Source organism: Capillibacterium thermochitinicola (assembly GCF_013664685.1).
Lineage (GTDB): Bacteria > Bacillota > UBA4882 > UBA10575 > UBA10575 > Capillibacterium > Capillibacterium thermochitinicola.
This window is the reverse complement of record NZ_JAAKDE010000026.1, coordinates 1-16,481: the sequence shown is the minus strand read 5'-3', so window position 1 is coordinate 16,481 and position 16,481 is coordinate 1. Positions and strand designations below refer to the sequence as shown.

The following is a 16,481-nucleotide window of genomic DNA, read 5'->3' as shown; positions in this document are numbered from 1 at the left end:
AAAACATGGCTCCGGAAAAATATTACCAGGCTATTGTTAGTAATTCTATAAAACCTCAAGTTTTAGTGGCATAATCTCCGGAATTAGGGGGTCAGGGCGTCTGGTCGTATATTTCCATTCGGGACCAATGGCCCAACCGTTAGGATCAGTAATAGCGATGATATTGCCCCAGGCATCATATTTTAGGCTGGTAACTGCGGCGGGTTGATAGCCCCCGTTAACTCTTTGATATTGGATTAACTGAACCAAGCGGCCCAGTCCATCAAAATCATATTTTGTCCTTCTGCCCAAAGGATCGGTGACTAACGAATAGAGCTCATTATCATTATATTCAATTCTGGTCACCGGATTATTGGCTCTGAAGCTAGGCTGCTGACGATCGGGAACCCAAGTAACCTGATCATCATCATCGGGAGCGATAATCTTCGTGGTCCGGCCAAGGGAGTCATACTCATACTGGGTAACATATCCACGCGGATTTTTCTCCCAACTTTTCCAGCCGGAAATATATTCATAACCCATTCTGGTAATGGGATCTTTCGCTTGTCCGTCGGCGGTAATAATTCCCTTTTCAACAACTGCACTAGGTAGACCATATTGGTCATATTCATAAAGGGTTACATGTCCTTCCGGATCCTCCTTCTTGATGAGATTCCCAGTTTCCTCATCATAGGTATATTTCGTCTGCAACCATTGGGCACCATCCCACTGGGCAACAATTGCGGGCTGCCCAAGAGACGTGTAAACATGGTAGGTGATTAGCACTTGATTATCTAAGTTACCGATCCCGGACGGAGCATAGTTTTTCACTGCCTTGCCAACCAACAAGTCGCGGGAATAACGTTCCAATTCGGGCTGGGAAGCGGGTGGTGCAGGCCATTCGACGGCAGAAGTAGGCTGAGAATTGGTATTTAAATAATACATCCAGGACTCGGTTACGTTAACCCGGTCATTACCTTGACTATACTGTTTGGTATAGATAACATTTCCCCAGTTGTCATAGGTGTAATTAACCTGTGTGTAGCTGTTGCCCCGTCGGGTGATGGTTTGTGTGGGGCGCATCGTTGCAACATTGTATTCTGTTTCTGTTGTTTCTAAAAGTTTATTCGTGGCCGCATCATAGATTTCCGTTCTATAATTCAAGGAGAGCACATGAGTATTCCAGTAAACCACTGGGAACCAGAGTTCAAGAGTTCCTCTCACATGAGCGGTTTTCTCTTCCCAGCGGTATCGTTTCTTTTCTACCGCTCTATAATGGTAAACAATCTTTTTCTTGCCATCATTTTCTGTCGTTTTACTGATTAGGGGCTGTCCGTGTTTATAATAATCAAAATCATATTTATACGTAGTTGTTTTTACTAAAGGTCCGCCATCATAGAGATATACGCGAACTCGTTCGGCAAGGAGGCGTTGTTCCAAATTAAGGCTCAACGTCACGGAAACAGGAATAAATAAAAACCATTCCACATTGCTATTCCCATACATATATGTTGGTTTATCGTATGCGATTTCAATTTTACCTTGTCCGGGAGCAATTAATGTTTTTAACGGATATACAACCTGGGCTTGCAATCTACCATACAGTTCAATATCGTCAAAGCCGAAGATGGAACCGACCAGGCCTCCAATGGGTCCGGTCACGACCTTCAGCAACATTGTTACTACATTGATTTTTGTACCCGCTTCCCCACCAAACATAAGTTGGAAATCATAATCATATTTACAAAGGCGCCCGCCGGCGTCTACAGCAGACTTCAAAACTGAAGTCCAAAAATCTAGGCTGTAACGGATCTGCCGATTGTAGGGGTCATTTTCTTCCCAGATTTTGGTGATGCGGGGCCAGAGCAAAGACAATTCATAGTCAAACCGGACCCGGCGTCCAACGCTATCTTCGATGTAATCGAGGAGGAGGCCGTTATAATGGAAGGACACACTGTTCAGCCCAGTTGGATCTATCATCTTGGTCGTACGGCCTAATGGATCCATCTCATAAACCGTACCGTCCTTCATCCTCAATGTATACCCCAAAGCATACCATCGACTTTTGAAGATCTTCTCGTGTGATTTCTGGATATTTCCAATATTAACCACTAATTGCGTAAGGTCAAAAGGCATTTTGGTCTGAACCAGTTGGAGGGTAAAGTCATCGCCCTCGTGTTGTTCAAATTCTAGAACGCGCATATTAGGAGAATAAAATGGGACGGCGGTCATTTTCATTTCATTGATGGAATGCATTCTCCCATCGGCGGTAACCAAGATCAAGGTTGAGTTCGCCGCTTTCATGTAAGGAATATTCAGGCGCCAACCCAAGCCCATTGAATAAGCATAGTCACCCTGGTTAAAGAGATATTGTTCGACGATACTTTGAATGCTGGCCAAACCATCAAATCCGAAATTGCCTTCAGATTGCCATTGGTTAACTTGTTCAGCAATTTCGACGGCATCTTTTATTTTGGCCGGAATGTCTCCTACACCAGGATTAATCAGGTTTAAACCGAGGCGGCCGTTAATTCCAAGCGCAAAGGCATCACCCCGGGCGGTAGCCGTATCATAGCGGCGGGAAAGGACAAAATCAAAACCATTCCTTCCCGGTAAGACAAGTTCGGTTACTTGTGTACTAGCAGTCCCCCCTTGCGGTGAAACCGCAACCCCCTGGTGCACGGAGTAGGACTGAAGTGGGGAATAACCCGCATCCTTATACTCCTGGGGCGATAAATCCTGGAGAACGGTTGCTTGCACCGAGAAACTACTAAAGTGGTTGGTTAAGAAATAGATCGTGTTATTCTCCACATCAACTCCAGCCGAAGGGATCAGGAACCATTTATCAAAGACCGGATCATAATGGTAAACCCCTAAGTTATGCTCAGGAAATCCCTCCGGAAGGAGGCTTTCATCGTAGGTTATCTTCCCGATATAACCTTGTTCCATTTGGAGATTTTCTTCCGGGGCGCTTTCCCCTTCCTTAATCGCCATAAATTCGTAAATCGGCCCGACGATGGGGTAAATTGCCTTCTCCTCTAAATGCTCACTGGTAACCTCAGTGATTTGGATCTCGGCGATCCCCTCCGGTAGAACTTCTTGGGGAATAACTAATACCACATCTTCATATTCAACAACTGCCCCAGTTTCCGGATCGTATGGGGCAACCGCCAAGCCAACAATCCCTTCTTTCCATAAGGTAAACTCGCTTTCGTTCGCGGCCCGGTCAATTGCTTTCACCCGGTATTCATAAGTGCTCCCCAGTTCAAGCTGATAATCATAAAGTTCTTCGCTTTCAGTTATGTAGTGGCTTTCCCCTTGCGGGTTACGTTCAACAATGTACAGGACAGTATCGGGACTTGGTTTGTCCCACTTAATTACCATTCTTTCGTTACCTGGGATTACTCTAAGGTTCTCGGGTATTGGCGGCGGAGTCGTATCAATGTAGATTTTGGTTTCGGCTTCCGTTATCCATCCGGCCTTATCGACTGCCCGAACAATAATTGTATGTTCCCCATCCCGCTGGGGCGCAAGCTGATATGGGCTCTCAACCCGTTTAAACTCTCCGTTGTTAATCGCCAGCTCATAATGGCTAATTCCACTGGTCGCATCAGTAGTGCTAAAAGTGATCACCGGTTGGGGATTGTTGGTCCAACCATCCGGGTCAGCGGTTACCGTAAAGGCTTCCGGCGGAGTCGTATCAACCAGGATGTTAAATACGTAAGTGGCAGTGTTGCCCGCTATATCCTGCGCCTGAACCGTAATTTCTACCCATCCTTCCGCCACAGTCAATTCACCAGTAAAAGACAGACCGTCCAACAAGGCAGCCTTGTCGCCGACAAAGACAAAGACCGGACTTTCATCCGTTACCTTCCCGGAAACCTGCACCAGCTTGCTGGCGGAAAGATACCCTTCAGCGGGTAAAACTTCGCTGATCAACGGCGGGGTAGAATCCCGGAACACCGTAATTTCCTTTTCAGCTGTCGCTCCCTGTTCATCAATAGCGATCACCCTTATTGGGTTTTCACCCTCAAGTAACGGAATTTCAAGGCAGTAGAATCCGCCGGTGACAGGCGCTTCGTTACCATTAACTAAGACCTTCACCCGACCAACACCGGCGACCATACCGGAAACGCTGATTGTCGGGTCGGCGGTATACATCTGTTCTTGCGGATTGTTAATTGTCAAATGGAGTTGGTGTGATGCGGTACGTCTTATAACCTGTCGGTAATAGGTAAAGTTTAAATTCTTTGTTCGGTCCTTGAAAGTAATTTCAATTAAATTGAAGCCCTCAACTAACGGAACTTCTGTACTGAAAAGCCGATTGGTAACGGCAATCGGAACCCCGTTGACAGTCACCTGATATTTATTGGGTTGTTCGATCCGACCACTAATCCGGTAGGTCTCTTGATCAGTGTAGACTAGTTGATCCGGCTGATCGATACTAAAATCACCGGGCTTGCCAAGAGTAACCCAAATTTCTTTCCTGTTTTCCCGGCCTTCGGGATCACGGGCCGTTACGATGACCAAATTGGTCTCCCATGGCTTGAGGTCTAGGTGTGGAAGTTGAACAGTGAAATAATGACCCTGTTGGTCGGCTTTTATTCCATTTACAAAGACTTGACTTTTCGGATTATCCACCAAACCTTTTAGTTTTTTATTCCCCCAACCAGTTAAGTCCACATTCTCACCGTCGGTCGGCCAGAGAAGATTAACGGTCGGTGCCTGATCCGTAACCGGGCTCCCAATAACTTGTACTTCGTAAACTTCGGTGCCAGCGGAAGGTTTTACCTTAATTTGGTCAGTAATTACGTTTTCATTAAAAACTAACCAACCATCCGCTTCCACCGCCGGAGTGAGCGGAACCCAATGCTCACCATCTTTAACTTCTAAATAAGCATAGAAGCCCTCTTCTCCCCAAACTCTTATCTTTTCAAGAAGGACTTTCGTTGGTAACGAAATATACTCTTCACCGTTTTTACTAACGTTCGTTAACAACAAACGATCCGTTAAACCGTTACTGTTGATCAGTATTTCCCCGCCATAATTACGTTTTGTTAGACGTGCTCCGGTGAGAATCCAATTATTTTCAGAAACGATAAAACGCAAGAAATTATTTTCTGCCCATAATTCGGCCGGTGATAAATGATACGAATAGATGGTATGCCCATTCAACACGAAAGAAGGAGAAAGGGTGAGCGCCTTTCCGTTTAGTTCGATGGCGAGGGGTTCGGTCAATTCCCCGGCCATGGCTAATTCCAAATAATAGCCACTGTAATAGTTTTCGCCAGCCGTAATTTGCGGACGGTGTTTCGGCTCCCTTCCCCAACACAACACGCCATTGTGATAGACGGTATAATTTTTATTGGCAACAAAATTATAGGCATCCGGATTGAAGCTATAATCGTTCTCTTGATTGTAATTGGACCAGTCGATAGTATTAAAACCCAGTTGGATTTCGACATGATCCTCCGGCGCCAATTTACCGGCCTGGTTTGTAAAACCTAATTCCAGGTAATAATCGGCATCCCGCGTGCTTGGGAAAAGACTAGCAAACCGAGTAGTAACATTTTTTTGACCGCAGGAAGCCCAATAGATATGAGCTTGTTGCGGCTTGTAGGGTTCATTGGTATACCAATAGCGTAGTTTTAGTTCGGCCAAATCTATTTCAGTCTGGCCATGGTTTACCAAACGGATATGATGCTGTATACTGTTTGTTTGTGCGTTCGTATTGACCGATTTATAAAGCAGACTCACAAAAGGCACTGGAGCAATGTTTAAAGGCTCCAGCCCTTGTCCACTCACCATCATTGGTTGGACCATGTTTGAAGAGGATTGCTCATCACCAGAAAGCACTGCTGGTTCAATCCCCCAAACCAACTTACCAGCAATATAGGCTGGGTAATTAAGGTTCTCCAGAAAACCGCCGGTCTGGGCAAGAAAACTAAAGTCATTGCCCTGATTATAATTTGCCCAGTTGGTAGCGTTAAAGCCCAATTGAATCTCAGTTGCATCGCCAGGGCCCAAAATTCCGGCTTCCTCAGTAAAACCAAGCACCAGACAGTGGTCGGCTTCCGGACATTCTGTATCAACAGGTATAAAATCAGTAGTCACGTTTTGCTTTCCGACCGTCGCCCAATAGACATGGGCTTGTTGTGGTGCCGACGGCTCTTTCGTATACCAATACTTGATTTTGACTGTTGAAAGATCAACAGGGGTCAGGCCATTGTTAACCAAACGCACGTGGTGTTGGATGCTGTTCGTAGTGGGAGAAGGATTGACGGATTTATAAAGGACTTTCAGCGAAGCAACAGGAGTAAAAGTTCCGTAGTCTTCCGGGACAATGAACTCTAAATTTAAATCCTTTTCATTTATGGTTTGCGGATAAGCAGTGGCGATTGGATAATGCTGATCCCCACTGTTCGGGCCGTACCCCCAGAATTCTAATTCCGCTAGTTCGACCGCTTCTCCAAGCATGACCAGGCGGATTTGAGCAGTTGTCACCGGCGCGTCCAAATCAATCCGGCGCCAGCCACGCTCACCATATACGCTAAAGTTGGTGAGTACCTGCGAATCTTCTCCGTTAATTGCCTCCAACCGAATGGTTCCCCTCGCCGTTTCGGGTAAAAATACCTTAAAAGTCTCGAGAGTGTATTCCTGGTCAAAAAGGAAGAGAACCTCACCCTGGCGTGCACCTGGTTTTGTCTGCCAAAGAGTATAGGTATTACCATCGTTCAGGTGTTCAGCGGGAGAATACTCCATGGTATCAGTGGAGGAAAAAACGGCTTGGGGAAGAATCAGCCGACGGATTGTCCGGTCTTCCTCGCCTAGAACTTTTGCTTCCGATAAGTAACTTTTCATTACTCCGTTTCCCTCGAGGCGAAGGCGAAGGGCATTCGTTACCACCCGGTCGTAAGATAAATCAACAATTCCGTTCTCGGGAAGAACGTTCAGTGACGCGGCAAGAAAAGGAAACCATTGTCCTTCTTGCTCATATTCGACTGTTAATACCGTTCCCGGTGCCAATTCACCGTCAAGTTTTAAGCCATAGATTAGAGCTGTTCCATCCAAAATTATGTCTGCATAAGCATAAGTCGATTCCGGTTTGAATCCCCAGTAGGTACTGGGGTCCCCATCAATTAAATAACGGGCGGGTTGAAGAGGATTCGTCGATGAACTGGCCAGAACTTGAGCTATGGAAAGATGACCACAACTTGCGGCAACCGGAATTGCCACAAGAAAACTAAGAAGAATGAGCCCGATCAGACATAATGAGACTTTCTTTACCATTTGGTATGTCCTCCCTGCAACCTTTTGGCGTTTCTCTTCCTTGTGGCCAAACCTGTTAGGCTTCGCGCTTTTAGTCTTCATTGTTTAATTCCCCCAATTCCTCTGGTGAGAGAATCGTCAATTCACTGTCGTAATAGTCACCAGCCAAATTGTTAAAGAAGTAATTACCGGTTAAAATGGGCGTACAATCTCCATCTTCTTTGATTCCATATATTTCATTATTGAAAATTCCACAGTTCACGATCGTAGGTGAAGCATTATATAAATGTAGACCTACGACGTTCCCCGTTAATTCAACCGCTTCAAAATAGGGAGCATTTTCCACAACAGTGATGCCCCGAATCGCTCGTTCAATAAAGGTGTTTGTAAGCAGTACGTCCGCACCGGGGTTGATCCTTAGCCCCTGCCATTTTAGTTGGGAGGAATAGTTAGGATCGATGGTTAGCACGACTTTTTCGTTTTCCAGCCCATTAACCTCTAAATTGCCTTCAATCACCAAGGCTTTTTCAGGCGGGATTTCGACGGTAGTTCCGGGTTCTATGGTCAGCCTGATTCCAGAAGGAACAGTTACCGTATCCCATAACTTAATCCTTCCGGACCAAGTTTCATCCAAGGCCAGACTTCCCGCAAAGGTGTTTGTCACCGTCACGATAATGGTGTCAAACCCTACACCGCCATCATTATCAGTACAAGTTAGCCTTAGTTCATATTCGCCAGTTTCAGAATATATATGTTTAGGTTCCTTCTCCGTCGAAGTATGACCATCACCAAAGTCCCAGTGGTAAACAGTAATTTCCCCGTCTGCATCTTCCACCACCGGTGATAGTGACAGTTCTTTTCCCTTGAAAACGGAACGATCCATGCCCAGATTGACTTTTGGTTTCGCATTTATCCGAATTTGTTGCTTGACCGTTGCCCCCTGGTTACCAGCCAAATCGGTAGCCGTCAATACCAACCAGTAGCTTGCCGGCTCCTGACCGCTCTGATCAAAATTGTATTCTTGGGAAAGTGATGAATCGGTAACAACAACTGTTTTCCCAGAAATGAACTCCGGTTCGTCGCCAGGAATTAGCTTGTAAAGAGCCTGGTTAACTTCGGCCGGTTCACTCACCATCCATAACACCTGGGCCTGACCGTCGTTGGTAACAATCTCTTTCGTGGCATCAAAGGTGATAACAGGGCTCACCGTGTCGACAACCAACTCCCGGAGGGAAGGCGGTGACCATAAGCCAAGCCGGTTTTTGACCTGTAAAGCCAGATAATAGTCGGCTCCTTCGATTAGGTCTTCATCGACGGTGATTAACACATTACCCTCATTTCCTGTTGTTTCGAAAACTGGTGATCGATTCCAGTCCAAATCATCCGCATGTGCCACCAACTGATATCTATATCCCGCAATCCCAGTCTCCAGGTCCTCGGCCCTCCAAAACAGGTTTATTTCTTTCGTTGCATTGATATAATCTTCGCAAGTAAAAGCGGTTATTTGCGGTGGAGTAAGGTCGGCAATGACTCCTTGGTCACTAACCAATTGCGACCAAAGTCTTGTCCCGTTCCGGGCTTGGAATGTCACGTAATAGCAGGTGTTATGTTCGAGTTCTAGATCAAGGTACTCTTCATAATTTTGTGATACAGTTTCTCTTAAAATCCAACCTTTAGTAACCTCCGTTCCGCCCCGGGTCGTGCCCACCGCAAACTTATAGGCTGTAATCCCCGAATGGACATCGGAAGCCTGCAGATGAATTTTAAAGCGGTTCGTAGTGAATGGATCCGGATGTAAAATCCTGAGCTCTTCCACCGTCGGAGGAGAACTATCAACTTTTATGCCATTCGTTATTCCCGCTTGGTCAAACGGCGTGATTACCCCAGCTCGATTGACCCCTCTGATCGAAACGTAGTAGGTTTCGCCGTCTTCAAAACAATTCCACCCCAAATCTTCCGGGGTAATTACCACCTGTTTCTCTTTTACATCCTTTACCCAAAGCCAATCATGTCGATTGGTACTTAATTCAATCCGATAGTAATTTATTGGTGCGTAACCGGTTTGACGGCAATCCCAAGCAACAATGATCTGGTCATTAAAGGTTGTGTATTCACCAAAATCATCTACATCAATTATTTCCGGATAACCTTCGATAATCATCAAACCATCGCTGCGCCCTTCCATCGAAACGAGCCCGGCCTTATTAATCGCCTGCACGGTAAAGAAGTATATTTCCCCCGGCACCAGTGGCAAAGGTTCGGTAACAATCTCACTTTTTTCAACCTTTCGCCCCGCAATTAATAAGGATGGATCAGTCAGCGTACCTAGACTATATTGATAATGATCAATATCCGACTCGTCATCGGAAGCAGTAAAGGTAGCGCGTAAGGAAGTATACCCCGAGGGATCGATCGGTAGATAATCGGTTTCGTCCGCAATTTTCGGCGGGCTAGGAGCAGTAGTATCAATGAGAATACCGTCGCTATAGCCAATGCTTGATAACCCCGCCCCGTTGATCACTTTCACCGCCAAGTAATACCAAACACCTTCCTGTAAACCCTCGGTAATGGTGACGGCGGTTTCGGTGCCGAGCGATTGCCACTGGGTGGTTGACTCCACCTCTCTTGTTGTGAGTAGAGCGATTTGGTATTCCGCATTTCCGGATTCGGGATCAACAGCAGACCATTTCCAATTGAAGTTTAAATGAATCGGTTCCTCGCTGGTATAACGGCCATCATCAAGCACGATGGGCGTCGGCGGTGGTGTGTTATCAACCCGAAAACCGTTGCTGGAAACTTCGCGAATCAGACCGGCACCATTTGTTACCCGTAATGTGACATAATAAGTATGATCTTCAGATAAGGCAAGGCCTTGAATGCTTCCGGCTCCACTGTGATCCAGGGTAATCCAGCCCGCCGTAACCTCATCTCCACCAGGAGCGGTTCCAATCTGCACTTGATAACTGCTTATTCCTGATTCCGGATCAGTCGCCCCCCACTTGAGATATAGTTGGTCAGAAGTACAATAGGTTCCATCGTCGATATATACCTCCTCAGGAGAGGTCGTATCGACAATTATCCCATCGGTCATTCCGACAACCGATGTGTTCCCATCAGCGTAAACCCCACGGACGGCAATATAGTATTCTTGACCGTTTTCGAGATGAAGATTGGTCAATAGATAACTATATCTTTCTCCCCTCTTTTCCGCAGCAATCCGCTGCCAATCAACAACTGTTACCGGTTGCCCTTGGGATAATGATAATACCCGATAGTCATAGCCGATAACTTCCTTTGGCTTATCATCAAAAGTCCAGGTAAAATGGAGTTCACTATCAGATGCAGTAAATTGCCCATCGTCCCAAACCACCGGTTTTACCGCCAGATTTGGATCGATTTTAATTGGATTACTGGCCTTCTCCGCAAACAAACCAGCAGCATTTTCCACCCGTAGATTTATGTAATAAGTTCCGGCGGATAAATTTTCTTCGATCCTTATTTGCTGCCTTTTATTTAGGTTAGCAAGGGTAAACCAGCCTTCAGTCTCTGGCGACCAGCTTCGGGAAACATCATTTTGCCCAGGCCTAGTCCCAATGGAATATTGGATCTTTTCCAATTCAACCTCATCTTCAATCCGCAAGGAAACGGGAATAAAGGACCCAGGCAGAATCTGATAAATCTGATCTGCCCCCGTAATCTCCAGTTTGTTCCCGGCAATCAGTTCTTTAATCTCCGGCGGAGACTGGTCAATGATTAACGGTGGCGAATATTTGTTATTCACTTGATCCAGTTTATCTGTCGCCCGAACGGCCAGATAGTATACTTGCCCGTTAGTAGGGGTAAAGTTCGTCTTAAGCTCTTCAAGACTGTTAAACCAGGTAACATTTTCGTCAAGCGGAAGCTGATCGAGGATTGCGTACTGCACCGCTTTAATTCCGCTTCCCCCTTGGTCACTAACTTCAACCTGAAGTTGCAGCTTTGCAAAGGAACTTAAATAACTTTTGTTCTGGCAAACCCGTACCGGTTCAGGAGAAACCTCCCCAATTTGCGGCGCCTTTGAGTCAATGGTCACGCCAGGACTAACATGCAGTCCCGTGCTTAATCCGACACTATTAAAAGCCTCGACCACAAAATGATAGGTCCTATTCTCTTCCAACCAAGCGGCCTCCGCCACCTGGGCAAATTGTTTTCTGTGTCGGGGGAAATATTCTTCAATCACTTCGAATCGATCGTTCGGTAGGGTTTCCAGGGAATTTACTTCTTCCGGTGTGACAATGGCATACCGGAAATAATCTATATTGGTCAAATCCTCCTCCAGTTCCCATTGGGCGGTTATACTATTGGCATTCGTCGTATATAAACGGCCATCTACCTCCCGCCCAAGCACTTTTAGGTTTGATAAAACTGGAGGCGTTGAATCCAGATAGCAAGCCACCGTTTTGGTCTGTTCATTCCCGGCTTCATCCCGTGCAATGACATGCAGGTTATTTCTTCCATTCGGTCCATCGGCAATGGTAAACCGATGTTCTTTGCTTCTCCGCGCAAATTCAAGAACTTGAATTTGCCGGTCTTCCATTGGTACATCCTCTTGATTCCAATAATAGGCGATGGATTGCAAACCACTAATTTCATCGCGAACGGTAAAATCCAGTTGTAAGCGGGAAACAAAGCTTCCGGTATCCTCCGGAGTAACATGAATTACAGGCTTGTCCAAATCGACAGTGAACGAAAGCTCTTCACTAAAGCGATAAACTGGATTTTGCTCTTCATCAAACATGTAACCATCGGTGACCCCAACCTGCCAGGTAAAGGTCGCACCGTTATGTTCTTCATTAATTAGTTCGCCGGAAATAACATAAGATAAACCATCGGGGTCATCCGGATTGTTCGGGCTGACCTTCTCCAATAAAGGATTACCCAGATTGTCTTTTAATGAAAAACAATACGTTAGCGGATCGCCATCAGAATCAACTGCACCAGTAGTACGTAAGACGATTGGTATTGTATTGGCATAACCAAAAGCAATGACCTCTGGGATGGATGGTTCCTGGTTTGGGACAACAAAAGCATACTTATCCGGTTCAAAGTTAGACTCGACTTCACCCCTTTCGTTGCGGGTGAAAACGGCATAATAGTATTTAGAATGGGGTATTATGTTTTGATCGGTAAAACTTAAAACAGATACGGGATACCATTGGCTATCGGTCTGGTCAACCAGTTTTTCTTCCCCGTTACTATCCATTTCTACTTTCCATCTTCGAATCATATACTCGGCAGCCTTAACCGGTTTAAGCTCGAGTTCAGCACGATATGCCGTATAATTTGGGGCTGGGTGAAAGGTAAGCTTATTGACTCCACCTCTTTCCGCCAAGGAATAACCCATTCCCGTTAGCGACGAGGTGCTGTAGTTGCCAGCATGATCAAGGGATTTTACGGTGATTTCCACCTTTTCGTTATCATCTAAATTTGAGATAACATAAGCAGGCAAGTCCGATTGTTCGACCAACTTTTCTTCAAGAATGGATTCGATCTTTCCCTCGCTATTCACGTGTTGCCGCGTATAACTGAGTAAATAGCCGCAAACCCCACTTCGGACCCCACTTTCGCCGGCATCCTCCGCCGGATCCCACTCGATCCGCAGTTGGTTACGACCACCCGTCAGGCGTAGATTAGCCGGAGCATGGGGCGGCGTATGGTCATAGATGATGTCCTTGCTTGAACTACCTATATTCCCCGCTTCATCAGTCGCGTTAACCGTAATGTTTTTCTTTCCTTCTCCCCCACTCAGCTTAATTTTAACGTCAGTAAATGGCGGATTATTACTTGTGTATAATAATCGTTCTCCTTCCATAATCCGAATCTCTTTCGTATCCGGACTAACCGTAACTGGTCTAACCAACACTTCTTGTGAATTTGTAGCAATAATTTCCTTATCGTTGTTAACCGCCAAGATTTTAAAACTAATTTCCGGAGCGGTAATATCCCTTTCAAAGCTGTAATAATTTTGGGAACGGACTGTCCTGTAGCCATCATTTACCTCAACATACCATCGGTATATTCCCTCTTTAGTTAGATTGGCGGTAACAAAAATCTCGTCTGCGTCCGATTGACTGTTGGTCTGACCAACTAAGATAAATTCACTTTCTTCAAAATTACCGTTATTATTGTTGTCATACCCCAAATAAAAGGAATAAAGCAACGGATCCCGGTCCGGATCGATAAAAGGTTTAATCCGAAGGTCAATTTGGTTCTTATTGGTTTTTATCCCGTTGACCGGACCAATAAGCCCTTGTTCGGCGGGCAGAGTATTTTCGATGGTAATCTCATAAGGAATACTCGGTTGGATATTCCACACTGCTTCTTTTGTCGAAGAGTTTTTGGTTTCGATGATATAGCGGTAGGAACCATGGGGTAAAAGTGCAGCGGAGCTGTTTTCATAAATAACTTTTTCCCCCTCATTGGTTATGACGAACCCTTTATTCCCGATATCTTTGATTTGAAAAACGGAACCCGCCGGTAGAGAAATTCTAAACCAATGGGAAACTGCTTCCGCAATATATGTGACTTGACCCTTTTCCACAATTTTCCTTTGACGTATATAGCGGTATTGCTCAGCTTCTTCCCCCAATGATTTCAGTTCTAAACGCACATAATGTTTGCCCGAGTCTTGTTCCCAGCCACTGGCATGGCTTATTATGCGTGCCGTGGCAGGAGCGGTTACCACTTGCCCAGGAGACCACGCCGAGTAATTCCCAGCCAAGTCTTTAGCTCTAATCTTATAACTAATTTCCTGATTTGGCTTGAAGATGATTTTCTCACTAGAGTTTATTTCCGTTAGATCATGTAATGGGTATGAAAGAATCGAACCATTAACGCTCTTTATATTCTATTCGTAAGCGGTTTTTGAAGACCACCTGGTAACGATTCATAAACTTGGAGCTCATAGGAATCAATAATCTGATGATTATCGCTTGAAGGTTGCCAATTGGCAGTTACTTGCGTTGTTGACACATTTGATTCTGGTTTTAAAACAGGAGTGGTTGGGGGGTTCGTATCGATTATAAATTTAAATGCTGGAGATGGATAACCGTTACTCTGATTGTTTGCCATGTCGGAAGCGAACACTTGCAATTCATAATTCCCATCTTCCAAATTGGAAGGCGGTGAGTTTAAAAATCCCCTCTTTAATTCAATTTTATTCTGAATCGTAATGTTTAAGGGATTAGAACCACCATCCACATCAATTCTTTGGTTATCCTTAAATAATTTTATTTCATAGTGTTTAAATCCACTAATCGGGATAAGTTTCCCCTCGTAATATTCTTCAACTTCTTGAAACCGTGTCCAGTTTACGACCGGACTATTATCATTTGTGTAATATATACCGTTTCTAGTAACACCATTGGATTCGATAGTGATTCTAAAAGCAGCTTCAGGTAAAGGCGCGGCTTTATCCGGGTAAAGCTGCGCTGCAGGATTACTAGAAAAAGTTGCATCGCCGTAACCGTAGAAGATTTTTGCCGGGTAATCGATGGGATAAGGATTACCATTACCACGATTTTTTCCATTCGATCCCGTTCCCGCTTCTCCGCCCAAACCTTTTTTAGACTCGATCTTACCATCCAGATCCAAATAGGTAGAGATGATCTCAATTTGCCCGGCCGCTCCACCGTTTCCACCTTTGCCGCCATCCGCTCCAGAACCGACCCAACCAGGATCCCCGCCATCCCCTCCTTTGCCACCTTTTCCGCCGTTGGCCGTTATGGTTCCGGAGGAGGAGAAAATAAAACGTTCTGCTGTAATCGTTATATTACCTGCCTCACCACCGTTGCCTCCATCTCCTCCCCGGCCCGGATCGACAAAATGCACGAGATCATCATCCCCACCATTTCCGCCTTTGCCGCCCTGACCACCATTGGTATCAATTGTCCCGGAGATCTTCAGTTGTCTTGTATTTAAAATTAAGTTTTTTCCGTTTTTCCCTGATCCACCATTGGAACCGTTTTTACCAACACCCGCCTTACCTTGGTTTTTTCCGTTTTGGCCGGCAAAATCAATACTTCCATAAATCTCACAACTATCAGCGGTAATTTTTAAAGTAAAGTTTTGATCCGCCTTGTTACTGTGATAGGTTATTTTCCCTCCTGTATTGACAATAAAATTACCAGCACTTAGGTTTACCGTTCCCGTCATGTCAATATATAATGTGCCGTTTATTATGATTTGGTCGGTATTATTAAATGAAGCTATATTTGAAGAATTAAGGGTAAATGAAGTCCCTGCTGAAATTGTTATGGCGTTAATACTTTGTGTAGCAATCAACAGTAAAAGTACCAATAAAGACAAGAGAAGAAAGGTTTTTTTTCGCATCTCATATACCTCTCCTTATAAACCGATTAAAAAAGATTATTCCGCAATGGAAAACCAGATGGGGTATTTGTTATTACCTTCAAACTCGGTAATTCTATTAATTTGGCTGCCGTCGGCAGTCATCACATAAATGTCTTCTTTATTATTGCGCATCGAAACAAAGGCGATTTTTGTCCCACAAGGAGACCAAGAAGGAGCATAATCATGATATTCAACACTATTTGTTAAATTAATGAGCTTTTTCCCGTTCAATTCGATAACACAGACGTCAAACATACCATTAAATTCCTTCGCAAAAGCTAATCTCTCTCCATCAGGCGACCATGATAGCGGTAAAGGTTCTATATCATGGATAGATTCGGTTAAAGTAACTAATAATTGTTCCTCCCCAGTAGCCAGATGGATTACGAATAACTCAAAATTGCCTTTGGGGTTTGCGACATAAGCAATTTTCTCACCATCAGGGGACCACGCCGGAAGACAAGAATAATAATTTTGGTCGGTAATTTGGTTGATTTCGCCCGTAAGTAAATCGAAAATAAAAAGGTTTGAAGACGACAAATCATCGTCAAAACTCATATAAGCAATTTTAGTACCATCCGGTGACCACCGGGGACCATTTACCAAATTGTTCGCCTTTAAAACTATTGCTTTATCACTTCCGTCAAGGTTCATTGCTTTGAGCGCTTCATCTTCATGGCAGTAATAGACAATCATCTTTCCATCGGGAGAAATATGAGGTAGAACGTCATGGTGATCATTTTGCGTCAAATTTACCCGGTTCGTTCCATCGGGATTCATAATCGCCCTGACCCCCTAATTCCGGAGATTATGCCACTAAAACTTGAGGTTTTATAGAATTA

The 16,481-nt window shown here is 44.9% G+C and carries 4 protein-coding genes; all 4 read right to left on the bottom strand.

Going from position 1 to position 16,481, the window contains the following annotated elements; genetic code table 11:
* Positions 1–45 precede the first annotated feature (45 nt).
* A complete protein-coding gene (locus G5B42_RS10245) occupies positions 46–7,269 on the bottom strand; it encodes a cellulose binding domain-containing protein (protein ID WP_181340384.1) in 7,224 nt (2,407 codons plus the stop codon).
* 70 nt (positions 7,270–7,339) lie between these two features.
* Positions 7,340–13,897, bottom strand: a complete 6,558-nt coding sequence (locus G5B42_RS10240; protein ID WP_231133491.1) for a PKD domain-containing protein — start codon at positions 13,895–13,897, stop codon at positions 7,340–7,342.
* Positions 13,898–14,127: 230 nt separating this feature from the next.
* A complete protein-coding gene (locus tag G5B42_RS12190) occupies positions 14,128–15,618 on the bottom strand; it encodes an Ig-like domain-containing protein (protein WP_181340382.1) in 1,491 nt (496 codons plus the stop codon).
* A gap of 36 nt (positions 15,619–15,654) precedes the next feature.
* Positions 15,655–16,419 carry a DPP IV N-terminal domain-containing protein gene (locus tag G5B42_RS10230; protein WP_181340381.1) on the bottom strand — a complete coding sequence of 255 codons (765 nt, stop codon included), beginning with the start codon at positions 16,417–16,419 and terminating at the stop codon, positions 15,655–15,657.
* Positions 16,420–16,481 lie beyond the last annotated feature (62 nt).

Coding starts and splice junctions, on each gene's coding strand:
- G5B42_RS10245 (WP_181340384.1), bottom strand. CDS start 7,269: ATGGTAAAGAAAGTCTCATTATGTCTGATCGGGCTCATTCTTCTTAGT.
- G5B42_RS12190 (WP_181340382.1), bottom strand. CDS start 15,618: ATGCGAAAAAAAACCTTTCTTCTCTTGTCTTTATTGGTACTTTTACTG.
- G5B42_RS10230 (WP_181340381.1), bottom strand. CDS start 16,419: ATGAATCCCGATGGAACGAACCGGGTAAATTTGACGCAAAATGATCAC.